A 22,192-nucleotide genomic window follows, 5' to 3' on the forward strand; every position below is an offset into this window, starting at 1 on the left:
ACCCGCGTGCGAGCAGGAGACCGTGAATGCCCCCATGGCATGCATCGCGGTTTCTTTACTCGTCTCCCGTACCCGATCGTCGAGCGACTACCCGGGTCGATCAGCGCTTGATCCGGACCACCGGCGAGGTCAGCGACAGCGGCGTGTGGCCGCTCGCGGTGGCCGTGACGACGTACCGGATCCGGTGGTGGCGCCACCCGCGCTTCACCCGCAGCCTCGTGCCCGATGCCACCGGCTTCCCGTTCACGAGCCACGTCACGGTCACCCTCGCGCTCGGTGAGAAGGTCCCGTACGCCGCCCTCAGCGTGCGCCGGGTCCGCGCCTTCCCGCGCACCGCGAGCGTCCCTGCGTGGGTGATCGCGGGGACCTTCGTGGTGGTGCTCATGCGCGGCACGTACGGCTTCAGGCTGGCCAGCCCGAGAGGGGTGCCGAGGCCGGTCGGGCCGTCCCAGCCGGTGCCCGCGCTGCACAGGTGCAGCGTGTCGCTGGCGCTGGTACAGCCGCGGGTGGCGCCGCTGGTCACGTCGGCGAAGGCCGCCGGCTGCGCGGCCGCTCGTGCATAGATGTCGAACGGCTTGGTGTGGTTGCCGGCCTGGGCGTACATCGCGGCGATCAGCGGCGCGGAGAGCGAGGTCCCGCCCATCACCCACCAGTTCTGGCTGGGATCCGCGTGGTAGACCGCGAAGTCGTCGGCGATCGCCGAGATGTCGGTGCTGGCGCGCGCGGTGCCGCAGGCCGCGACCGCGTGCACATTCAGTTTCTGTGCGCTGGGCATGTCCGAGACGTAGGAGCACCCGGAGGAGGCTCCGCCGCCGTTCGGGTCCGTGCTCTCGGTCGGGTGCCAGGTCGACTGTGTCCAGGACCCGGTCGCGGTCGACCACGAAGCGACCGTGCCGCCAGCGGCGACGACGTGAGGGGAGCTCGCCGGGTATTCGACGCAGTTCCTGCTTACGACCCTTCGGCTGATCCGGACGTTGCCTCCACAGACCACGTCGTCGTCGGGGTCGTTGGTCGCATATCCGAAGTCACCGGCCGAAGCGACGAACGTGACCTCCGGGTGATCGGCGAAGATCCCTTCAGGCGTCTCCACGTCGTCATCCGTGAATCCCGCGTCGGGGGAGCCGAAGGACATCGAGACGTACGACGCGTTGCCCGCGGCGATCGCGGTCGCGGCATCCATGTCGTCGGATTCTGTGCTGTCGGCCTGGACCACCACGATCTTGCAGGTGGGGCAGGCCGCCGAGACGGCCTCGGCGTCGAGCGCCGTCTCGAAGTCCCAGCCGTCGATGACGTCCGGCAGGCTGGCGCTGCTGCCGCGCTGGTTGACGATGGTGAGACAGCCGCTCGCCACCGTGCACGCGCCCAGGCCGAACTGCTCGCGGTAGGCGGCCAGGTCGGCCTCGAGGGTCGGCGTGCCGCCCGCGTCGACCACGGCCACCGTCGGCCCGGTCCCGGTGGCGACGGTGGCCGGGATGGTGGGCAGCTGGTAGATCGAGGCGATGTCCTGCGGGGAGAGCCCGGCGGGCGCCGTCGTCGTACTGGTGTCGTCGGCGGCGCTCGCCTCGGGATCGAGCGTGCTGAAGCAGCGCACCTCACCCGGCGCGACATCGAGGTCCGCGCACGTCACCGGCGTGGCGTCGGCGTCGCTGCTGTTGTCGGCGGCGAGCACCGGCGCAGGCGCCAGCAGCGCCACACCGAGCGCGAGCGCGCCGACCCAGAGGACGTGCGTACGAGATGCGGTGCGCATGGTGGGGTCGTCCTCCGGGGGTGCGGTCTGGCGTCAGCCGAGCAGGGCGCTGATCGCCTCGAGGACCCGCGGGTCCTCGGGCTCGGTGCGCGGACCGAACCGCTGCACCACCGTGCCGTCGGCGGAGACGAGGAACTTCTCGAAGTTCCAGGTGATGTCGCCGGACTCGCCACTCTCGGCCTCCGGGGCCTGGGTGAGCTCGGCGTAGATCGGGTGACGGCCCTCGCCGTTGACCTCGATCTTCTCGCTGAGCGGGAAGGTCACGCCGTAGGTCGCGGAGCAGAACTCCGCGATCTCGTCGGCCGTACCGGGCTCCTGGCCCATGAACTGGTTGCACGGGAAGCCGACGACGGCGAGCCCGGGCTGGGACTCGGCGATCCGCTCGAGGCCGGCGTACTGCGGCGTCAGACCGCACTTCGAGGCGACATTGACCAGCAGGGCGGGGCGGCCGCCGGTCAGCTCGCCCAGCGTCGAGGCGGTGCCGTCGAGGCGGGCGATCGGGGCGTCAAGGATGCTCACAACCGGCAGGGTAATCACCAATCCTGAGAGTGTCGGGGCCTGGCGTTAAGTTCTCGGCATGAGCTCGCTCTACTCCCTCACCGACGCCGCGGTCTTCCGACCGGCGACGCCGGCGCGGGAGAGCGTGGTCGAGCTCGGTGGGCGAGCCACTGTCGCGCTGCCGATCACGGCGGCGATCCCGGTGCTCAGCAAGGCCCACCGCCGCGAGGACCTGCATCCCTCGGTGGCGCTCCTCGTCGGTGCGGTGGTGCTCGGGCTGCGACTGGTCGCGGCGGGCCGGATCGAGCCGGGCGACGGCGAGATCCCGGGCTGGCGCGCGGTGGTCGAGGGTGACGACGAGGACCGGGTGGCGATGCTGGCCCGCTCGCGGGCGTACGACGAGGTGGACGCCGACGCTGCCGAGGCGATCGTGCGCGGCGTGCTCGACGCGGTCGCCGACGCGATGCCGCGCGGCGCTCCGGTCGCCCGGCGGGCGCGCGCTGTCGTCACCAAGCCCGCTGTCGCGCTGGAGACCCCGTTCCAGGAGCGGCTCAAGGCCCGCCTCGCCCGGCACGTGACCGCACCGGCCGGCGCGAAGCTGCCGCAGCGGGTGAGCATCTCGCTGCGGGTCGAAGCCGACGAGGAGGAGCTGGTCGGCGGCTCGATCCGGCTGGTTCCCCAGGCGCACGACCTGGCCGATCCACTGCACGTGGTGGACGCGGCCCGGCTGTGGCGGGAGACCTGGGAGGAGCACGGCTTCGGCGACCGGGCGCGCACGCACGCGAACGTCGCGCTGCGGACCGCGGCCGAGGCGTGGCCGGTGCTCTGGCGCCTGGTCGACCTGCCGGTGCCCGACGAGATCACCCTCGACGGCGACGAGCTCGCCGGCCTGCTCGAGGACGGGGTCGCGGCGCTGCGCGAGCACGGCATCGACGTCCTGTGGCCGCGCTCGCTCTCCGCGGAGCTGACCGCGCGGGTCGTCGTGGACCGGTCCACCGGGGCACCGCACGAGGACCTCATGCAGGACAGCCCCTTCGGGGCCGAGCTGATGTGCGCCTTCCAATGGCGGGTCGCGCTCGACGGCTCGGAGCTCACCGAGGACGAGATGGAGGAGCTCGCCGCGGCCGCCGCGCCGGTGCTCAAGCTGCGCGGCGCCTGGACCGTCGTCCACCCCAGCGTGACGAGGAAGGCGCGCAAGCGGCTGCTCAAGAAGGTCACCGGGACCGAAGCGCTGGCCACCGCGCTGACCGGCCTGCTGCCCGAGGCGGTCGCGGCGCGGATCGAGGAGGACGCGCCGGGCGAGGACGTCATCGTCGGTGCCTCCATCGGGCGGCTGCGCGACCGGGTGGAGGGCGTGGTGGACGCGCCGTTGATCGAGGTGCCGCCCGCGCTGCAGGCATCGCTGCGTGACTACCAGCGCCGCGGCCTGACCTGGCTGGCCGCGCTCACCGATCTCGGGCTCGGCGGCTGTCTGGCCGACGACATGGGGCTCGGCAAGACCATCACCCTGATCGCGCTGCACCTGCACCGCGTCTCGACGAGCTCGACGACCGCGGGGCCGACGCTCGTCGTCTGTCCGGCCAGCCTCCTCGGCAACTGGGAGGCCGAGATCGCCCGGTTCGCGCCGGGGACCCCCGTGCGTCGGTTCCACGGTGCCGAGCGTGACCTGGCGGGTCTCGACAGCCTCGACCACCGGGGCGCCGGGTTCGTGCTCACCACGTACGGGACCATGCGCCGCGACGCCGCGACGCTCGCCACGGTGCCGTGGGACCTCGTCGTCGCCGACGAGGCCCAGCACCTCAAGAACGCCGCCTCCGCGACAGCGAAGGCGATCCGTACCATCGGCTCGACCGCGCGGGTGGCACTGACCGGCACCCCGGTCGAGAACAACCTGACCGAGCTCTGGGCGATCCTCGACTGGTGCGTCCCGGGCCTGTTGGGCAGCCGGCTCGCCTTCCGCCGGGCGTGGGCCAGCCAGATCGAGGCGAATGTCGACCCGGCGATGACGGCCCGCTTCGCGGCGCTGATCGCCCCGTTCCTGCTGCGCCGCCGCAAGGCCGACCCGGGGATCGCACCCGAGCTGCCGCCCAAGACCGAGACCGACCACATCCTCGCCCTGACCCGCGAGCAGACCGTCCTCTACGAGGCGTACGTGCGCGACACGATGGAGCGGATCGAGCGCGCCGACCCGATCATGCGCCGGGGCCTGGTGCTGATGCTGCTGACCGGGCTCAAGCAGATCTGCAACCACCCCGCCCAGTTCCTCAAGCAGCAGAGCGGCAAGATCGCGGGGCGCAGCCAGAAGATCGACCTGCTCGACGAGGTGCTGGAGACGGTGATCGCCGAGGACGGTGCCGTCCTGGTCTTCACCCAGTACGTCGCGATGGCCCGCCTCCTGGAGGCGCACTGGACGGCGACCGGGGTGAGCCATCAGTTCCTGCACGGCGGTACGCCCGTACGCGAGCGCGAGCGGATGGTCGCCCGCTTCCAGGCGGGTCCGGAGGCGGGCGGCGTGCCGGTCTTCCTGCTGTCGCTGCAGGCCGGTGGCGTCGGGCTCAACCTCACCCGCGCCGACCACGTCGTCCACGTCGACCGCTGGTGGAACCCCGCGGTCGAGGACCAGGCCACCGACCGCGCCTACCGGATCGGGCAGACCAAGCCCGTCCAGGTGCACCGCCTGGTCACCCGGGGCACGGTCGAGGAGAAGGTCGCCGAGCTGCTCACCCGCAAGCGGGCCCTGGCCGACGCGGTCCTGGGCCAGGGCGAGGCGGCCCTGACCGAGCTGACCGACACGGAGCTGCGCGACCTGGTGAGCCTGCGATGAGCTCCCTGATCTACCCGGCCGAGCCGCACAAGCGGGTGCTCCGCAAGCTCAAGAGCTGGTGGGGCCGCGGCTTCTGGAACGCCGTCGAGGAGCTCGCCGACGACGAGCAGCAGGTCGTCCAGGCGCGCGCCGTGGCCCGTTCGGGGCGGATCGGCGGGCTGGTCGTCGATGCCGGCCGGGTCGCCGCCGGCGTCGCCGAGGAGGCGGGCATCTGGACGGTCACCGTCACCGTGCCGGTCTGGGACGCCGACGAGCGGGCTGCCTTCGTCGTGGTGGCCAGCGGCCGGGTCGCGGCGATCCTCGCCGGCCGGCTCTCCGATGACCTGGTCGAGCACGCCGAGGAGGCGGGCGTCGCCCTCGTACCGGACAGCGGCGAGCTGGTCGCCACCTGCACCTGCCCGCACTGGCAGCGGATGAGTCGCACCGGCCGGATCTGCGAGCACGCGCTCGGCGTCCTGGTGCAGGTCAGCGACCTGCTCGACCACGATCCGCTGGTCCTGCTCCACCTGCGCGGCGTCCCCCGGGAGGACCTCGAGTCGCTGCGCACGCCGGCGGCGCCCGAGCCCGTACGGGAGGCTGTGCTCGATCAAGCGGGGCACGTCGACGAGATCGATCTCGCGCTCGAGGCCGCCGTCCGTGCCGCCCAGCTGCTCGAGGACGCCGAGCTCGACTGAGGGCGCCGGCCGCTCTCAGGCCTGCGAGCGCGGCGAGCGGCGGACGAAGAGCAGGCCGAGCAGCCCGATGATCACCAGCGCGACCCCGGGGGCCGCGACGCGGCGCAGCGGGGCCGGCTCGCCGGCGAGCGGTGCGCTGAAGGTGACGACCGGCGGAGCGACGGCCGCCTCGACCTGCGGCTGCAGCATCGCGACGTTGCTCGAGGAGGGCAGGTTCGCGGGCGCGAACCAGTCGTGCTGGCGCTTGTGCAGGAAGAGCATGTACGTGGTGCCGACGGTGAGCGTGGAGAGGTTGCAGCTGGTCGCCTCGGGGACGACCGGGACGCTGCCGCTCGCGCTGCCCTTGAAGGAGGCCGTCACCTGGGCGAGGTAGTGCACGTGGCCGCCCTGGCCACTCGGCGCGACCCGCTTGGTCACCTTCGCGGTGACGACGGCATCGGCCATGTCGACGGCGTCCGGGACCGACCCCGAGGGCTGCACGCACTGGGCCGCGGACGCCGGGCCCGCGGAGCCGACCGCGAGCAGCGCGAAGGCGCCCAGCAGCACGGCGAGCAGGCTCGGGATCAGGCGACGCATGCCCCCATCGAACCAGATCACAGCGAGAACACCTCGGCGAGCACGCGTGCGACACCATCCTCCTCGTGCGACGGCGCGACGTCCCCGGCGGCCTCGCGCGCCTCCGGATGGGCGTCGGCCATCGCGAAGGAGCGCCCCGCCCACTGCAGCATGGCGATGTCGTTGGGCATGTCGCCGAACGCGATGACGTCCTCGGCGTCGACCCCGAGCGAGCCGGCGACGGAGGCCAGCGTCGAGGCCTTGGTGACGCCGTACGCGCTGATCTCCAGCAGCGCGAACGACGAGGAGTGGGTGACCGTCGCCAGCTCGCCGACCGCCGCGATGGCCTGCTTCCAGTACGCATCGGGGTCGAAGGAGGGGTGCAGCGCGAGCAGCTTCAGCATGGGGGAGCCGACCAGCTCCTCGAGCGGGACCCGGGGCATCTGCTCGCGTCCCGGCGCGTCCGGGAAGGCCGGCTCGATGGCGAAGCCCGACTCACGCTCCGCCCCGAAGACCGATCCCGGCAGGGCCTCGCGCAGCAGCGAGACCACCTCGGCGGACTCGGTGGCGCCGAGCGCCTGCGACATCCGGGACACCTGGGCGGCGACGTCCCACACCATCGCGCCGTTGGAGACGATCGCCAGTCCGTGCGACCCGACGTGCTCGAAGAGCGGCATCGTCCAGCGCAACGGCCGTCCCGTCACGAAGATCACCGGCACGCCGCGCTCCTCGAGCGCGGCCAGCACCGAGCGGGTGTACGGGGAGACGGTGCCGTCCTTGCGGACGAGCGTTCCGTCGAGGTCGGTGGCGACGAGCTTCGGGATCACGGTCTCCATTCTGTCTATCCTGTGCGTGATGATCTCCGGCAACCTGCCCGTGAAGGGTGTCGACCGGCTCCTGGTCGCGGTCCAAGAGCTCTCGATCGCGCGCACCCTGGAGGACGTGATCGAGATCGTGCGGCACGCCGCACGAGACCTCTCCGGCGCCGACGGCGCGACCTTCATCCTGCGTGACGACGGAAAGTGCTACTACGTCGACGAGGATGCGATCGAGCCGCTGTGGAGCGGCCTTCGGTTCCCGATGGAGCGCTGCATCAGCGGCTGGGCGATGCTCAACAAGCAGCCGGCCCTGATCCGCGACATCTATCAGGACAACCGTATCCCGCACGAGGCGTACCGCCCGACGTTCGTGAAGTCGCTGGCGATGGTGCCGATCCGCTCGATGGACCCGATCGGCGCGATCGGCAACTACTGGGCGGAGGAGCACCAGCCGACCGACGAGGAGGTCCGCCTCCTGCAGGCGCTGGCCGACTCGACGTCGGTCGCGATGGAGAACGTCGCGATCTTCACCGAGCTCGCCGCCTCCGAGGCGCGCGCCACCACCGACCCGCTCACCGGCCTGCTCAACCGACGCGGCTTCGACCTCTCCGCCCAGGCCTCGCTCGACGCCGCGCACACGGCGGGCGCGCCCGCGGTCCTGCTCTATCTCGACCTCAACGGCCTCAAGCGGGTCAACGACAGGGAGGGCCACGAGGCTGGCGACGCCTACATCAGGGCGGCGGGAGAGGTGCTCGCGGAGCTGTCGAGCCGGCGCGAGGGCAACCTGGTCGCCCGGCTGGGCGGCGACGAGTTCTGCGCGCTCACGGTCGGCTCACGCCTCTCGGGCCCCGAGATCAAGGAGCGCGTCGAGGAGGCCCTCGCGGAACGCGGCGTCTCGGCCGCCGTCGGCTACGTCGAGGTCGGTCCCACCTCGGAGCTCAGCCTGGTCCAGCTGGTAGCGGTCGCGGACGAGCGGATGTACCTCGCCAAGGCGGGCGCCGACCGGCGCCGCGTCGCCCGCTGACTCCCGGCCGCGTCGGCGACGATACGGGTCTCGATACGGGTCTCGATACGCTCGCTGGCGCTCGCTACTCGACCTCCGAGATCGCTGGCGCTCGCTACTCGACCTCCGAGATCGCTGGCGCTCGCTACTCGACCTCCGAGATCGCTGGCGCTCGCTACTCGACCTCCGAGATCGCCGGCACTCGTACTCGACCTCCGAGATCGCTGGCGCTCGCTACTCGACCTCCGAGATCGCTGGCGCTCGCTACTCGACCCCCGACATCGCTGGTCGAGTAGGCCGAGCCGCTAGGCGAGGCCGTATCGAGACCACGACCGACCTCAACCGGCCGGGCGGACCATCACGAGCTCGCCGTCTGGGGTGGCGCCGCGCAGCTGGGTGAAGCCGCACTTCGCCGCCACCCGCAGCGAGCTCTTGTTCTCGGGTCGGATCGACGCCCGTACGGCCTGCTCCGGGCCGACCTGCGCGAGCAGGCCCTGCAACGCCTCGGTCGCGAACCCCCAGCCCCGGGCATCCGACACCAGGCCGTAGCCGACCTCGAGCTCGCCGTCCTCGTCGGGCGGACCGAAGAAGCCGATCGAGCCGAGCACCGTCACCCCGCGCACGACCGAGCGCGGCCCGTACGGGTCGCCGTCGCGCCACAGCGTGGCGGCGTCCTGGTCGTCGCGGCGCGGGAACTCCGGGTGCCACTCGCCGAGCGCCCCGTCGCCGGGCGTGCGCCGGCCCAGCCGGATCGCCGCCACGTCGGGCGCCGTCCACAGCGGAAGCACCAGGCGCTCGGTGCGGATCGGTGTCGTGCTCAGTGCCACGTGTTCAGTACCACCGGGCGATCTCTGCGGCCGCGCCGTCCTCGTCGACCGAGAGCGTGACCGCGTCGGCCGCCTCCAGCACCTCGGGGATGGCCTGACCCATGGCGACCGAGCGCCCGACCCAGTCGAACATCTCCAGGTCGTTGCGCCCGTCGCCGATCGCGAGGCAGTCCGAGGGCTCCAGGCCGAGCTGGGTCACCACGTGCGAGAGCCCGGACGCCTTCGAGACGCCGATCGGGGTCAGGTCGAGCCAGGCGGTCCACCCGACGACGTACGAGATGCCCTGCAGGCCCAGCCGGCGGCCCATCGCCAGGAACTCCTCGGCGCTCGCCGCGGGGTTGCGGATGATGACACGCGAGACCGGCTCGCGGATCAGGTCCTCCACGGCGGCGAGCGTCATGGTGCCGGTGAGCTCACCGGGCGGGAAGTGGTCGTTGAGCTTGTAGCCGACGCCGCGCTCCTCGACCGCGACCAGCGCGGAGGGCTGCTCGGCCATGATCGCGCGCACCGCGGGACCGGCGTCGAAGAGCTCCTCGTGGACGACGTCCATCGGCGGATAGCGCAGGATCACCGCGCCGTTGGAGGCGACGATCCACAGCCGCTCGTCACCCTCGCGCGGCAGACCGAGCATGTCGGCGATCTTGGTCATGCCGTGCGGGCTGCGCCCGGAGGCCAGGACGATGTGCGCGCCGGCGTCGTACGCGCGGCCCACCGCCTCGATGACCGCCGGCGACATCTCCTCGGAGGACGCGCCCGTGCCCTCGGTCCATCGGAGGAGGGTGCCGTCGATGTCGAGCGCGATCACCTTCGGCATCCACCCGGTGTCGGGCGTGCGCTGAGCGTTGGGGGCCATGCGCTGTGTCTATCAGGCGATGGGGGTGAGGACCTCGCGACCGAGCCACTTCTGCAGCGCCTTCGGGACGCGCACCGAGCCGTCGGCCTGCTGGTGGGTCTCGAGCACCGCGACGATGGCGCGGGTGATCGCGGTCAGCGTCCCGTTGAGGGTCGCGACCGGGCGGTTGGCCTCGCCCTCGGCGCCGCGCTGGCGGATGTTGAGCCGGCGGGCCTGGAAGTCGGTGCAGTTCGAGGCGGAGGTGAGCTCGCGGTACTTGCCCTGGGTCGGGATCCAGGCCTCGCAGTCGAACTTCCGGATCGCCGAGGGGCCGAGGTCGCCGGCGGCGACGTCGATCACCTGGTAGGCCAGCTCGAGCTTGTCGAGGAAGTCCTTCTCCCACTGCAGCAGGCGCTGGTGCTCGGCGGCGGCGTCCTCCAGCGAGGTGTAGACGAACATCTCCACCTTCTCGAACTGGTGGACCCGGATGATGCCGAGCGTGTCCTTGCCCGCCGAGCCGGCCTCCTTGCGGAAGCAGGACGAGTAGCCGGCGTAGCGGCGCGGGAGGATCGAGGCGTCGAGGATCTCGTCGGAGTGGTACGCGGCGAGCGGCACCTCCGAGGTGCCGACGAGGTAGAGGTCGTCGCCCTCGATCTTGTAGACGCCGTCCTCGACCTGGTCGAGGAAGCCCGTACCGGCCATCGCCTCGGGGCGGGCGAGCGCGGGGGCGATCACGGGGATGAAGCCGGCCTCACGGGCCTGCTCCATCGCGAGGTTGATCAGGGCGAACTCCAGCTCGGCGCCGACGCCGGTGAGGAAGTAGAAGCGCGAGCCGGCGACCTTGGCGCCGCGCTCGAGGTCGATCGCGCCGAGCAGCTTGCCGAGCTCGACGTGGTCGCGGGGCTCGAAGCCCTCGGCCACGAAGTCGCGGGGGGTGCCGACGGTCTCGAGGACGACGAAGTCGTCCTCCCCGCCGGCCGGGGTCTCCTCGGCGGTCAGGTTGGCGATCCGCTTCAGGGCGGCGTTCCAGGCCTCCTCGGCCTCGCGCTGCGCGGCCTCGGCCTCCTTCACCTGAGCCGCGACCGCCTTCGTACGGGCAAGAAGCTCAGCCTTCACGGCAGCAGCGTCGGGGCCCTTGGCCTGGGCGACCTGCTTGCCGAGCACCTTCTGCTCCGCACGCAGGTCCTCGAAGGTCTGGATGGACGTCCGGCGGGCCTGGTCGGCGGCCAGCGCGTCATCGACGACGGACTCGCTCGCGCCACGCTTGCGCTGCGAGGCGCGGACTCGGTCGGGTTCGTCACGGAGGATGCGCGGGTCGATCACGAGACGAAGCCTAACGGCCGTCGGCCGTATCCTGTCGCCCGTGCTCGACCGCCGTCTCCACGTCACCAAAGTCCTCACCGCCGGGCTGGTCTGCCTGGCCCTCGGCGTGGTGCTGGCGATCCTGGTTGCCGCCGGGGCGACGGACGGCTTCGACCGTGCCGTCGGCAAGCCCCTGGTCGTGGACAGCGGCTGGCTCTACCACCTCGCGCGCGGGATCGAGCAGGCCTTCGAGTTCTGGCCGTTCGTGGTCTACAACCTCGTCCTGGCGATCGCGCTGTGGGTGAAGGGCTACCGGCGGGCCGCCGGCTGGGCGCTCGGCGTCAACATCGCATCGCTGCTGGTCAACCAGGGGATGAAGCACCTCGTCGACCGGCCGCGGCCGGAGTGGCAGGTCGGCGCGCACCCGTACGTCGGGCTCTCCTACCCCAGCGGCCACGCCCTGCACGCCGCCTCGTTCTTCGGCGTCCTGATCGTGCTGGCGGTCGTCTTCATCCGCAAGGCGCCGCTGCGCCGGCTCGCGATCACCGCGTGCGTCGTGGCGACCGGGGTGATCGCGCTGGACCGGCTGCTGTTGGGTCGCCACCACGTCACCGACGTCCTCGGCGGCCCGCTGTTCGGGGCCGGCCTGGTGCTCGTCGGCTTCGCGCTCTACTCCCCGGTGCCGGTCTCGCACGCGATCCACTTCGTCCCGCTGGTGCAGACGGTCCCGACGGGCCGCAAGCTGCACGTCGTGCTCAACCCGATCAAGGTCGAGTCGGTCGGCCAGTTCCAGGCGATCGTGACCACGATGGCGGTCGAGGCGGGCTGGAACGAGCCGGTCTGGCACATGACCGAGGTCGACGACTCCGGTACGGGCATGGCGGCCGCGGCCTCGGTCGCGGGCGCGGACCTGGTGATGGTCTGCGGCGGCGACGGCACGGTCCGCGAGGTCTGCGCCGAGCTCGCCGGCACCGGTATCCCGGTCGGCATCATCCCGGCCGGCACGGGCAACCTGCTCGCCCGCAACCTGGCGATCCCGCTCTACCTGCGCGCCGCCATCGACGTCGCCCTGACCGGTCAGGACCGCGCCGTGGACCTGGTCGAGGTCTCCGGGGACGGGATGGAGGACACCCACTTCCTGGTGATGGCCGGGATGGGCTTCGACGCGGCGATCATGGACGGCGTCAACGAGGACCTGAAGAAGCGGGTCGGCTGGATCGCGTACGTCCTGTCCGCTCTCAAGGCGCTGATGTTCCCGGCGGTCAAGGTCGCGATCTCGGTCGACGGCGGGGAGTTCACCAAGCACCGGGCCCGGACCATCGTGGTCGGCAACGTCGGCACCCTGACCGCCGGCATGCCGCTCATCCCGGACGCGCAGATCGACGACGGCCTGCTCGACGTGGTGCTGCTCTACCCCCAGCGGTTCTGGTCGTGGCTGCCGCTCGCCTTCCGGGTGCTCACCAAGCGCCCCGAGACCGACGACCTGGTCAACCGGATGCGCGGGCAGGAGATCGTCGTACGCGCCGACCGCGACACCCCGCGCCAGCTCGACGGCGACACCGTCGGCGAGGGCCGCGAGCTGCGGATGACGTGCCTCCACGCCCGGCTGCTGGTCCGCGTCCCCCGCTGACTACGGTCGCCGAGCCCGTCGAGGCGCCTCGACAAGCTCGGCGACCCTGTCGAGGCGCCTCGACAAGCTCGGCGACCCCGGGGGCGGTCACTTCCGCAGCTGGCCGAGCGCCTGCTCCTCCTCCGGCGACAGCTGGGTGTCGCAGCGCCAGGCGGCGATCGTCTTGGCGTACGAGCGTGCGTCGTTGCGCCCGTGGATGCTGGTGAGCAGGACGCCGTCGCCGGCGTCGTCCGCGAGCGCGAGCGACCAGGACAGGTGGCCGCCCATGTCGCCGAAGGCGTCGTAGCGCACGATCGCGAGGTGTCGCAGCGCCTGCGCGCTCTCCAGGCGCAGCGCGGCGACCTCCTGGCGCAGACCGAGCACGTCCTCGGGGAGCGGTGTCGCAGTCGAGGTCAGCCGCACGCGCGTGTCGTGCCGCTCCTTCCACAGCAGGCCCGCGAGAGCGAGGGCGGCGAGGGCGACGACGAGACTCACAGCAGCCAGCACAAGGCCCGACTCTAAACTCAGGCTGTGACCCAGCCTCGACGCATCGCCTATCAGGGCGAGCCCGGTTCCAACTCCCACATGGTCTGCCAGCGGGAGTACCCCGAGCTGGAGTCGGTGCCGTGCGCCTCCTTCGAGGACGTCTTCGCCGCCGTCGAGGGGATCGACGGCGCCGAGCCGACCGCCGACCTGGCGATGATCCCGATCGACAACTCGCTCGCCGGCCGGGTCGCCGACATCCACCACTTCCTGCCGTCCTCGAGCCTGCACATCATCGCCGAGCACTTCCTGCGGATCCGGTTCCACCTGATGGCGCTCCCGGGCGTCTCCCTCGCGGACGTACGGACCGTGCACAGTCACGTCCACGCGCTCGGCCAGTGCCGCAAGGTCATCCGGGAGCACGGCCTCACGCCGGTCATCTCGGGCGACACCGCCGGTGCGGCCCGCGAGATCGCCGAGGCGGGTGACCCCTCGATGGCGGCGATCAGCCCGCCGATGGCCGCCGAGATCTACGGCCTCAACGTGCTCGCCGAGGACGTCGAGGACGAGGACCACAACACCACCCGCTTCGTGGTGCTCTCCCGCGACCTCATCCAGGCACCCGCCGGCAACGGCCCCGTGGTCACGAGCTTCATCTTCAACGTGCGCAACATCCCCGCCGCGCTCTACAAGGCGCTCGGCGGCTTCGCCACCAACGGCGTCAACATGACCAAGCTCGAGTCCTACATGGTCGACGGCCACTTCACCGCGACCCAGTTCCTCGCCGAGGTCGACGGCCACCCCGACGACGTCGGCCTCAAGCACGCGCTCGAGGAGCTGGCCTTCTTCACCACGGACGTGAAGATCCTCGGGGTCTACCCGGCCAGCCCCCAGCGCGCCTGATCCCGATCAGCCGCGCCCGATCAGCCGCACCCGGTCAGGCGGCGTCCGGCGACGGACCCATCAGCCAGAAGACCCCGCCCTGGGGATCGGTGAGCCCGGCGAGACGCCCCACCTCCGGTACGTCGAAGGCCGGGGCAAGCACCTGGCCGCCGAGCGACTCCACCTTCGCGATGCTCGCCGCGACGTCGGAGACGTTGAAGTAGACGTTCCAGTGCGGCGGGATGCCCTCCATCATGGGCGGCATCGCGCCGGCAACGGCCCGGCCCTCGACGTTGAGCGTCTTGTAGGACTGGATGCCGGAGTCCTCCGGCATCGGGGAGTCCTCCCAGGTCACGCCCAGGATCGTCGCGTAGAACGCGGTGGCCGTCGCGAGGTCCGGTGACACCAGCTCGTTCCAGATCGGCGTGCCGGGCTCGTTGGCCCGCTCGGTGCCGACGGCGCTCTTGGCCTGCCACAGGTTGACGCGGGCGCCGCTCGGATCCTGGATCGAGGCCATCCGGCCCAGCTCCATCACGTCGAACGGGCCGGCCTCGACCGTGCCGCCGGCGGCCTCGACCGCTCCGGCCACGGCGTCGACGTCGCCCGCGGCCAGGTACACGCCCCAGAACGCGGGGTGCCCGGCCAGCTCGGGCATCTGGCCGGCCAGGCCGGCGACGACGGCCTCCTCGAGCGAGGCGGTCGCGTAGGTCTCACCGTTCTCGCCGACCGGCATCTCGGCCATCGACCAGCCGAACAGGTCGCGGTAGAAGGCCTGGGCGGCGCCCTGATCGGGCGTCATGAGCTCGACGTAGCAGGGCGTTCCCTGTGCGTAGGAGTCGAAGGTGGGCATGGCCTCAGTCCACACCCCTGCGCGCGCGGCGACAATGGGGCCACGGTGAAGAACACCCCGTACGGTTTGCACGTGGATATCGGTCTGGTCGCGCTCGCGTTCGTCTCGATCTTCGTCGTCGAGCTCCCCGACAAGACCTTCCTGGCGACCCTCGTCCTGGCCACGAAGTACCGACCGCTCTTCGTATGGATCGGCGTCGGTCTCGCCTTCGCGGTCCAGACGATCATCGCCGTCGCCGTCGGACGGGTCGCCACCCTGCTGCCGACCGACCTGGTCCACACCATCGCCGGCCTGATGTTCCTCGCCGGCGCGGTGATCCTCTTCCGCGAGGGCCGCAGCCACCAGAACGCGGACGAGGACGGTGACGAGTTCGCCGAGAAGGCCAAGCCCGCCGCCGGCCTGCGTCAGATCTTCGCGTCCTTCATGGTGCTCTTCGCCGCCGAGTGGGGCGACCTGTCGCAGCTGCTGACCATCTCGCTGGTCGCCAAGAACCACCACCCGGTCTCGATCTTCATCGGTGCGCTCGGCGCCCTGCTCGTGGTCAGCGGCCTCGCCGTCGTCGTCGGCAAGCAGCTGCTGCGCTGGATCTCGCTGCACGTGCTGCACTTCGCCGGAGCCGCGATCTGCCTGGTGCTCGGCATCTTCACCCTGGTCGAGGTCATCGCCTGAGCCTCGTAGCCCGCTGACGGGTGCATCGTTGGAGCAGCTGAAACCGGTTTCTCCCACCCCGAAGGGGCCATTCGTGAGCGACACCTTCTTCTCCATGTTCACCCCGGCGCAGATCGCCAAGATCAGCGGCTCCGGCACGGTGGTCAACCTGCCCGCCGGCTGGGCGCCGATCTCGAAGGACACCCCGCCGGACAAGGCGTACATCATCCTCGACGGCACCGTGAGCGTCCGACGCGACGGCGAGGAGATCGCGCAGGCCGGCCCCGGCGACATCATCGGGGAGGCAGCGATCCTCAACCAGAAGCTGCGCAACGCCTCGATCATCGCGCTCACGCCGCTCGAGCTGATCCACCTCACCCCGGAGGCGCTGCGGCGCCTGGAGGTCGAGATGCCCGCCTTCCACGACGCCCTGGAGAAGGTCGCCGCCGATCGCTTCGGCGGTCGGTCCTGAGCGATCCGGATGCCGCTCGGGAGGCGGAGGCGGAGCTGGTCGAGCTCGTCGAGGGCTACATCCTCGGTGAGGCTCCGAGCCTGACCCAGGGCGCCGTCGCCGAGGCGGCCGGGCTCTCGGTCGAGCACGCCAACGAGCTGTGGCGCCTGCTCGGCTTCCCGCTGCCGGCCGCCGACGACATCGCCTTCACCTCGGCCGACCAGGAGGCCCTGCGCCTGACCCAGGACCTGATCTCGCTCGGGGTGCTCAACGAGGAGCGCCAGGCCGCCCTCGTCCGCACCCTGGGACGCTCCTTCGCCCGCCTCGCCGAATGGCAGACGGCGCTGCTCGCCGATGTCGCGGCCGACCGTGGCGCGGGCCCGGAGGAGGCGGCCACCCTCGCCGCCGAGGTGCTGCCGCGGGTCGAGTACCTCCAGACCTACATCTGGCGTCGCCACCTCGCCTCGGTCATCAGCCGCGGCCTGATGTCCCTCGACGGCGCGACCACGGCGCTGGCGGTCGGCTTCGTCGACATCGTCGGCTACACCTCGCGCAGCAAGTCGCTGAGCCAGGAGGAGCTGGTGGCGTGGCTCGAGGGGTTCGAGGACGTCTGCACCGGGCTGGTCGTCGAGCGCGGCGGACGGGTGATCAAGACCCTGGGCGACGCCGTCCTCTACGTCGCCGAGAGCGCCGAGGGGGCCACCCGGATCGCGCTTGCCATGACGGCCCTCGGCGCGGACGAGGAGAGCTCGTTCCCGCAGGTCCGGGCCGGGATCGCATACGGCGAGGTGGTCAGTCGCCTCGGCGACGTCTTCGGCCCGACCGTCAACATCGCCTCGCGCCTGACCACGATCGCACGCCCCGACGCGGTGCTCGTCGACCAGGGCGCGGCCGACGCGCTGCGCGAGGTGGCGGACCTCACGGTGCGCAGCCTGCGGCGTACGTCGGTGAAGGGCTACGCGCGGCTGCAGCCGTACCTCGTGCGCACGACCGGATAGTCCGGGACGTTCTGGCTGTCTGGCGGGGGTCCGAACCAGCCAGACAGCCAGAACGTCCCGGACTATCGGCGTGAACGGAACCTGTGGAGAGAGCGCGCGAGGAATCCGGGTTCTGCGCGACCCTCGAGACGTGACCTCGGAGACGTACGACCCGCTGCGCGGTCTCGCGCGCCCGGGCGTCGAGAGGCCGGTGCCGATCGATCCGACCGGATCGAACGGGCCGACCCGCGCGCAGGCACGCTCCCCGCGATGGCGGCGCTGCCGTCGTGGCCTGTACGTCCCCGCCCGGGAGTACGACGACCCGGTGGCCCAGCGGATCGTGGAGGCGGCCGCGGTGCTCCCGCCGTTCGCCGGGGTCACCGGCTGGGCTGCTCTTCACTGGGCAGGCGCGGACTACGTCGACGGCTCGGCACCCCGAGGACAGCTGCTCGACGTGCCGCTGGCGGTGTCGAACCACGCCGTGCGCCCGCAGAACGGGCTGAGGATCTCGGCCGAGCGGCTGGCTCCGCGCGACCTGATCTCCCTCGACGGCATGCCGCTCACGAGGCACGTCCGCTCGGTCGGCTTCGAGATCCGCCATGCGCGCGGCTTGGCGGCTGCCGTACGGGTGCTCGACATGGCCGCGGCGGCGGACCTGGTCAGCATCGCCGAGCTGGCGGCCTACGCCGCCGACGAGCTGCGTGGGTGGACCGGCGTCGAGCAGATGCGTCGGGCGATCGGGTGGGCTGACGAGAACAGCTGGTCACCGATGGAGTCCGAGATGAGGCTTCTCTGGACCGCTCACCTCCGGCTGCCGAGGGTGGTGAGCAATCGCCCGGTCTTCGATCGCGACGGACGGTTCGTCGTGACGCCGGATCTGCTCGATGTGGAGGCGGGCCTGTACGGCGAGTACGACGGCGACGTGCACCTGGATCGCGACCGGCGCTCGAGCGACATCGAGCGGGAGGCGGCGCTGCGCAGGCTGGGGCTCGAGGGGGTGACCATGACGGCGACCGATCGCCGCGATCCCGGTCCGTACCTGCAGCGGGTGCGCGAGGCGCGATCGCGCTCCCGGTTCCTGCCGCCGGAGAGGCGGGCATGGACGATCGAGCCGCCGCCGTGGTGGACGCCGACGGTCACCGTCGAGCAGCGGCGCCGGCTCGACGGCTGGCAGAAGGCGCGCCTCCTGCGGCGTAGAGCCGGATAGTCCGGGACGTTCTGGCTGTCCGGGTGAGCCTTCACCCCACCAAACGTCCCGGACTAACCCGATCAGCGGATGGCGACCTGCCGCCCGGCGAGTCCGTTGCGGGCCGAGCGGACCTCGTCGGTGAGGGCCGAGGTGTCCGCGAGCGCGGCGTCGAGCGCCTTCTTGAAGGCGACGGCCGGCTCCTCGAGCGCCTCGGCGCCGGTGCCGATCGGGAGGTCCCAGACCGGGGCGAGCAGGCCGTGGGCGCGGAACATGCCGATGAAGCGCGAGCCGGGGACGATCACGTCGGCACCGGAGACGTGCAGGCGGGCGAGTGCGGTGAGGAGAGCGTCCTCGTTCTCCGGCATCACCCAGCGCAGGTGCTCCTTGGAGCCGGTGGAGGTCCAGTACGCCGCGTCGACCGAGGTCAGACGGGCGGTCGGGAGCGCGGCGGAGTTCGCCTGCTGGAGCGCGCCCTCGAGGCCCTCCTGGTCCTCGACGTCGGCGATCCACCACTCGAAGCCGTCGTGCACGGTGACGGTGAGCGCCGTGTCGGTGATGAGGTCCTGCAGGCGCGGGCCCTCGCCCGGGTTCTCGGTGAGGCCGTGGATCCCGGACTCGTCGGCCTCGAGAGCCTTGAGCAGCGCGGCAGCGACCTCACGGGAGACGTCGCCGAAGTTGTGCTGGACCTGGAGGCCGGCCCAGACCTGGCCGCTGTCGCGACGCATCGCCGGGGCGGCGAGCGGGAGCAGCGTGCCCAGCTGGACGGGAGTGTCCTCGTACCCCTTGATCGTCACCGCGATGGTGGCCGACGGGACCAGCTCGCGCATCGCGACCAGGTCCGCCTCGTTCGGCAGCCCCTGGAACGGGCGGGCGACGAAGACGCCGGCGCCACCGGGCGCACCGTGGCACGCCTTGTAGCGCTTGCCGGAGCCGCAGGGGCAGGGCGCGTTCTTGCTGATGCCGCCCTCGGCCGGAGCGGACGGGACGTTGCGGGAGCGGTTCTTCTTGGACACGAGCAGCAAGCCTATGCGGTCGGGACGGCCGAACGGTTGTGGCCGCGGACATGGCCTCCTATTGTTCGTATCCAAACGATAGGAGGCGTCCGATGCCCGCCACTCCCCGGATGCTGCTGATCCTCAGCGAGAACTGGACCCTCGCCGACGGCCGCGACCTGCCCGCCCTGGTGCGCTGGTCGCGCGAGGCGGAGGACGCCGGCTTCGACTCGGTGATGCTGAGCGAGCACGTCGTGCTCGGCCCCGACGCCGGCGCCCTGGGCGTGATGGCCAATCCGCGGGCGTACGCCGCCCCCGGCAACCAGGACCCGGCGACGCCGTGGCCCAGCTCGCTCCTGCTGCTGAGCGCGATCGCCGCGGCCACCTCGCGGATCCGGCTGGTCGCGAGCGCCGTGCTTGCGCCGCTGCGCCACCCGTTGCTGCTGGCTCGCGAGCTCGGCACCCTCGACCTGCTCTCCGAGGGCCGCCTCGTGGTGCAGCCGGGCGTGAGCTGGAGCCGTGACGAGTACGCCGCCCTCGGGGTGCCGTTCGGGCGACGCGGACGCATCCTCGACGAGCAGCTGGAGATCCTCGACCTGCTGTGGCGCGAGACCCCGGCGAGCTTCCACGGCGAGTTCTTCGACTTCACCGACGTCTACCTCGAGCCGAAGGCGTACCGGCCCGAGGGCCCGCGGCTGTGGTTCGGCGGGCAGCACGTGCATGGCCCGGTCCTCGAGCGGCTGGTCCGCTACGGACACGGCTTCCACCCGTTCGGCACTCCGACCGCGGACGACCTCGCGATGCTCCGCACCGCGATGACCGACGCCGGCCGAGACGCCTCGCAGATCGAGATGGTCGGCGGGACGCGCGCGACCTTCCCCGACGACGACACCTGCGCCGACCTCGGCGCGGCGATGGCGCCGATCGCCGAGCAGATCGAGCAGGGGTTCACCACGTTCTGCGTGAAGCCCTCGCAGTTCATCGACGACCCGGCCGAGCTGCCGTCGTTCCTGCGCGAGGTGATGCGGCGCGCGGAGGGCTTCGCCCGCTGACGCCCGCCGCGAGGCAGCTCAGGAGAGCCGGGTGAGCCGTTCGAGCATGTAGGCCGGCCGGTCGGTGATGACCGCCTCGACGCCGAGATCGAGGCAGAGCTCGAGGTCGTCGTCGGTGTTGACCGTCCACACGTGCAGCCGCTTGTCGTCGAGCAGCAGCCGGCGCGCGAACCGCGGGTGCTCACGCAGCTCGTCGATGCCCGGCCCGATGATCCACTCCGGCGAGACGATCTGGCGCAGCGTCGGCCAGTACTGGGCACGGTCGACCAACTGGACCAGCTGCACCCGGGGCGTCAACCGCTCCATCCGCTGCAGCGCGGCATAGCTGAACGACATCACCCGTACGGGCGCACCGGGCTCGTCCCAGCCGAACGCGCGCAGCATCTCGGCGAGCTTGCGCTCGGTCAGGCCGCCGTACCGGGTGGGGTGCTTGGCCTCGATCGCGATCTCGACCCGGCGGTCGTAGTCGCGGATCGTCTCGAGCAGGCTCCGCAGGGTGAGCACCCGATCGAGCCGCACGTCGCGGTCCGGCTCCTCGGTGCCGCCCTCGGCCTTCTTCCAGGCCGCGAAGTCGAACTGCTCGAGCTCGGCCAACGTCATCTCGGAGACGAGTCCCTGGGCCTGCGCGGTGCGCTTCAGGTGACGGTCGTGGACCAGGACGAGGTGGCCGTCGGCGGTCAGCCGGACGTCGCACTCGAGGGCCTCGGCGCCGACGTCGAGCGCCTCGACGTACGCGCCCAGGGTGTGCTCGGCGAGCTCGTGGCTGGCGCCGCGGTGCGCGACGACCTGGGGCCTCATGACAGCCATGGTGGTCCGTTCGCCCGGCGAAGTCAGCGAACCCCGCCGGTCACGTTGCTGACCAGGAGGAAGAGGGCGAGCAGGACCGCGCCGCCGGCGCAGCCGACGCAGGCGAAGGTGAGCGCCGTCCACTGCCGGCGCCGGGCCCGTACGGCCAACGTCACCAGCGCGGCGACCGCGACCACCGCGACGACCGGCCACAGGAAGACCCCCACGAGGAAGGTCAGGAACGCGATCGGGATCGCCGGCGCCCACTCGACACGGCTCTCGTCCTGCTGATTCACGGTCGTGATCATAAAGTGGGGCGCATGCCGGAGCTGCCCGAGGTGGAAGCGCTCGCCGCCGACCTGCGTGGTCGGCTGAAGGATCGGGCGATCACGAAGGTCCACATCGCGCAGTTCAGCGCGCTCAAGACGTTCGACCCGCCCCTGTCCGCACTCGAGGGGACGCTGGTCGACGACGTCACCCGGCACGGGAAGTTCCTCGACATCGAGGCCTCGGGGATCCACCTCGTCCTGCACCTCGCCCGGGCCGGCTGGGTGCGGTGGCGCGACGAGGTGCCGTCGATCCCGCCGAAGCCCTCGCCGAAGTCGACCCTGGCCGCTCGCGTGGTGCTCGACTCCGAGGAGGGGCTGGACATCACCGAGGCCGGCACCAAGAAGTCGCTGGCGCTCTACGTCGTCCACGACCCGCTCGACGTGCCCGGGATCGCGTCGCTCGGCCCCGAGCCGATGAGCGACGACTTCACCATCGACGTCCTCGCCGCGATCCTGAAGGAGGCGGGGCGCAAGCAGCTCAAGGGGGTGCTGCGTCATCAGGGCACCATCGCCGGGATCGGCAACGCCTACTCCGACGAGATCCTGCACGCGGCGCGGATGTCGCCGTACAAGCCCTCCGACTCGCTCACCGACGACGAGCTCTCGACCCTGTACGCCGCCCTGCGGGACACCCTCGCCGACGCTGTCGCCCGCTCGACGGGGCTGGCGGCGAGCGAGCTGAAGGGCGAGAAGAAATCGCACCTCGCCGTGCACGGGCAGACCGGCAAGCCCTGCCCGGTCTGCGGCGACATCGTCCGTGAGGTGAGCTTCGCGGACTCGTCGTTGCAGTATTGCCCGACCTGCCAGACCGGCGGGAAGCCGCTGGCCGACCGTCGCATGTCCAAGCTGCTGAAGTAGGAGTCA

Annotated in this window: 23 protein-coding genes; 11 read left to right on the forward strand and 12 right to left on the reverse strand. The window is 71.6% G+C overall.

Going from position 1 to position 22,192, the window contains the following annotated elements:
• Positions 1-100: 100 nt before the first annotated feature.
• Together ACZ5L9_RS07145 and ACZ5L9_RS07150 are read right to left on the reverse strand one after the other, a co-directional pair.
• On the reverse strand, positions 101-1,747 hold the full coding sequence (locus ACZ5L9_RS07145) for a S53 family peptidase (protein ID WP_464535565.1): 1,647 nt from the start codon (positions 1,745-1,747) through the stop codon (positions 101-103).
• Between the two features lie 33 nt (positions 1,748-1,780).
• Positions 1,781-2,266 (reverse strand): glutathione peroxidase, encoded by a 486-nt coding sequence (locus ACZ5L9_RS07150; RefSeq protein WP_464535567.1) that lies wholly within the window; start codon positions 2,264-2,266, stop codon positions 1,781-1,783.
• 58 nt (positions 2,267-2,324) lie between these two features.
• Here ACZ5L9_RS07150 and ACZ5L9_RS07155 point away from each other — a divergent pair, with 58 nt between their 5' ends.
• Both ACZ5L9_RS07155 and ACZ5L9_RS07160 read left to right on the forward strand, forming a co-directional pair.
• Positions 2,325-5,069 (forward strand): DEAD/DEAH box helicase, encoded by a 2,745-nt coding sequence (locus ACZ5L9_RS07155; protein WP_464535569.1) that lies wholly within the window; start codon positions 2,325-2,327, stop codon positions 5,067-5,069.
• Positions 5,066-5,743: an SWIM zinc finger family protein gene (locus ACZ5L9_RS07160; protein ID WP_464535571.1), complete on the forward strand. Its 678-nt coding sequence runs from the start codon at positions 5,066-5,068 to the stop codon at positions 5,741-5,743. The genes ACZ5L9_RS07155 and ACZ5L9_RS07160 overlap by 4 nt, the downstream gene beginning before the upstream one ends.
• 15 nt (positions 5,744-5,758) lie before the next feature.
• On the opposite strand, the gene ACZ5L9_RS07165 is transcribed toward ACZ5L9_RS07160, so the two are convergent.
• Together ACZ5L9_RS07165 and ACZ5L9_RS07170 are read right to left on the reverse strand one after the other, a co-directional pair.
• Entirely contained in the window at positions 5,759-6,319 is a 561-nt protein-coding gene (locus ACZ5L9_RS07165; RefSeq protein ID WP_464535573.1) for a hypothetical protein, read from the reverse strand.
• A 17-nt stretch (positions 6,320-6,336) separates the two neighbouring features.
• The gene (locus ACZ5L9_RS07170) at positions 6,337-7,134 is read right to left on the reverse strand and encodes an HAD family hydrolase (protein WP_464535575.1); all 798 of its coding nucleotides are present in this window, start codon (positions 7,132-7,134) and stop codon (positions 6,337-6,339) included.
• 19 nt (positions 7,135-7,153) lie between these two features.
• On the opposite strand from ACZ5L9_RS07170, the gene ACZ5L9_RS07175 reads away from it, so the two are divergent.
• Positions 7,154-8,140, forward strand: a complete 987-nt coding sequence (locus ACZ5L9_RS07175; protein ID WP_464535578.1) for a GGDEF domain-containing protein — start codon at positions 7,154-7,156, stop codon at positions 8,138-8,140.
• A 317-nt stretch (positions 8,141-8,457) separates the two neighbouring features.
• Here the strand turns inward: ACZ5L9_RS07175 and ACZ5L9_RS07180 are convergent, their stop codons facing one another.
• From ACZ5L9_RS07180 to serS, 3 genes are read right to left on the reverse strand one after another with little or no spacing between them, the layout of a single operon-like run.
• Positions 8,458-8,946: a GNAT family N-acetyltransferase gene (locus ACZ5L9_RS07180; RefSeq protein ID WP_464535580.1), complete on the reverse strand. Its 489-nt coding sequence runs from the start codon at positions 8,944-8,946 to the stop codon at positions 8,458-8,460.
• A gap of 4 nt (positions 8,947-8,950) precedes the next feature.
• On the reverse strand, positions 8,951-9,799 hold the full coding sequence (locus tag ACZ5L9_RS07185) for an HAD family hydrolase (protein WP_464535582.1): 849 nt from the start codon (positions 9,797-9,799) through the stop codon (positions 8,951-8,953).
• Between the two features lie 12 nt (positions 9,800-9,811).
• The gene (gene serS, locus ACZ5L9_RS07190; RefSeq protein WP_464535584.1) at positions 9,812-11,101 is read right to left on the reverse strand and encodes a serine--tRNA ligase; all 1,290 of its coding nucleotides are present in this window, start codon (positions 11,099-11,101) and stop codon (positions 9,812-9,814) included.
• 40 nt (positions 11,102-11,141) lie between these two features.
• Between serS and ACZ5L9_RS07195 the strand changes: the two genes are divergently transcribed.
• Complete coding sequence (locus ACZ5L9_RS07195) at positions 11,142-12,710, forward strand: bifunctional phosphatase PAP2/diacylglycerol kinase family protein (protein ID WP_464535586.1); 1,569 nt, start codon at positions 11,142-11,144, stop codon at positions 12,708-12,710.
• An 87-nt stretch (positions 12,711-12,797) separates the two neighbouring features.
• Here the strand turns inward: ACZ5L9_RS07195 and ACZ5L9_RS07200 are convergent, their stop codons facing one another.
• Positions 12,798-13,184, reverse strand: coding sequence for a DUF4446 family protein (locus ACZ5L9_RS07200; protein WP_464535588.1), 387 nt, complete (start codon positions 13,182-13,184; stop codon positions 12,798-12,800).
• Positions 13,185-13,220: 36 nt separating this feature from the next.
• Between ACZ5L9_RS07200 and ACZ5L9_RS07205 the strand changes: the two genes are divergently transcribed.
• The gene (locus tag ACZ5L9_RS07205; protein WP_464535590.1) at positions 13,221-14,075 is read left to right on the forward strand and encodes a prephenate dehydratase; all 855 of its coding nucleotides are present in this window, start codon (positions 13,221-13,223) and stop codon (positions 14,073-14,075) included.
• Between the two features lie 34 nt (positions 14,076-14,109).
• On the opposite strand, the gene ACZ5L9_RS07210 is transcribed toward ACZ5L9_RS07205, so the two are convergent.
• Entirely contained in the window at positions 14,110-14,904 is a 795-nt protein-coding gene (locus ACZ5L9_RS07210) for a VOC family protein (protein WP_464535592.1), read from the reverse strand.
• 72 nt (positions 14,905-14,976) lie between these two features.
• Between ACZ5L9_RS07210 and ACZ5L9_RS07215 the strand changes: the two genes are divergently transcribed.
• The 4 genes from ACZ5L9_RS07215 (at position 14,977) to ACZ5L9_RS07230 (ending at position 18,187) form a co-directional block, all read left to right on the forward strand.
• Positions 14,977-15,573 carry a TMEM165/GDT1 family protein gene (locus tag ACZ5L9_RS07215; protein ID WP_464535594.1) on the forward strand — a complete coding sequence of 199 codons (597 nt, stop codon included), beginning with the start codon at positions 14,977-14,979 and terminating at the stop codon, positions 15,571-15,573.
• A gap of 73 nt (positions 15,574-15,646) precedes the next feature.
• On the forward strand, positions 15,647-16,024 hold the full coding sequence (locus tag ACZ5L9_RS07220; protein ID WP_464535596.1) for a Crp/Fnr family transcriptional regulator: 378 nt from the start codon (positions 15,647-15,649) through the stop codon (positions 16,022-16,024).
• Positions 16,025-16,266: 242 nt separating this feature from the next.
• Complete coding sequence (locus ACZ5L9_RS07225; protein ID WP_464535598.1) at positions 16,267-17,001, forward strand: adenylate/guanylate cyclase domain-containing protein; 735 nt, start codon at positions 16,267-16,269, stop codon at positions 16,999-17,001.
• A gap of 130 nt (positions 17,002-17,131) precedes the next feature.
• Entirely contained in the window at positions 17,132-18,187 is a 1,056-nt protein-coding gene (locus tag ACZ5L9_RS07230; protein WP_464535600.1) for a hypothetical protein, read from the forward strand.
• Positions 18,188-18,249: 62 nt separating this feature from the next.
• Here the strand turns inward: ACZ5L9_RS07230 and ACZ5L9_RS07235 are convergent, their stop codons facing one another.
• Entirely contained in the window at positions 18,250-19,182 is a 933-nt protein-coding gene (locus ACZ5L9_RS07235; protein ID WP_464535602.1) for a DUF5926 family protein, read from the reverse strand.
• Positions 19,183-19,274: 92 nt separating this feature from the next.
• Between ACZ5L9_RS07235 and ACZ5L9_RS07240 the strand changes: the two genes are divergently transcribed.
• Positions 19,275-20,213, forward strand: coding sequence for a TIGR03619 family F420-dependent LLM class oxidoreductase (locus tag ACZ5L9_RS07240; protein ID WP_464535604.1), 939 nt, complete (start codon positions 19,275-19,277; stop codon positions 20,211-20,213).
• Between the two features lie 18 nt (positions 20,214-20,231).
• Here ACZ5L9_RS07240 and ACZ5L9_RS07245 read toward each other — a convergent pair whose 3' ends face one another.
• On the reverse strand, positions 20,232-21,011 hold the full coding sequence (locus tag ACZ5L9_RS07245; protein ID WP_464535606.1) for a glycerophosphodiester phosphodiesterase: 780 nt from the start codon (positions 21,009-21,011) through the stop codon (positions 20,232-20,234).
• Between the two features lie 32 nt (positions 21,012-21,043).
• On the reverse strand, positions 21,044-21,295 hold the full coding sequence (locus tag ACZ5L9_RS07250; protein ID WP_464535608.1) for a hypothetical protein: 252 nt from the start codon (positions 21,293-21,295) through the stop codon (positions 21,044-21,046).
• Between the two features lie 24 nt (positions 21,296-21,319).
• On the opposite strand from ACZ5L9_RS07250, the gene ACZ5L9_RS07255 reads away from it, so the two are divergent.
• Positions 21,320-22,186, forward strand: coding sequence for an Fpg/Nei family DNA glycosylase (locus tag ACZ5L9_RS07255; protein WP_464535610.1), 867 nt, complete (start codon positions 21,320-21,322; stop codon positions 22,184-22,186).
• The last annotated feature ends 6 nt before the right edge of the window (positions 22,187-22,192 follow it).

The sequence above is a fragment of the Nocardioides sp. JCM 18998 genome (assembly GCF_055391535.1).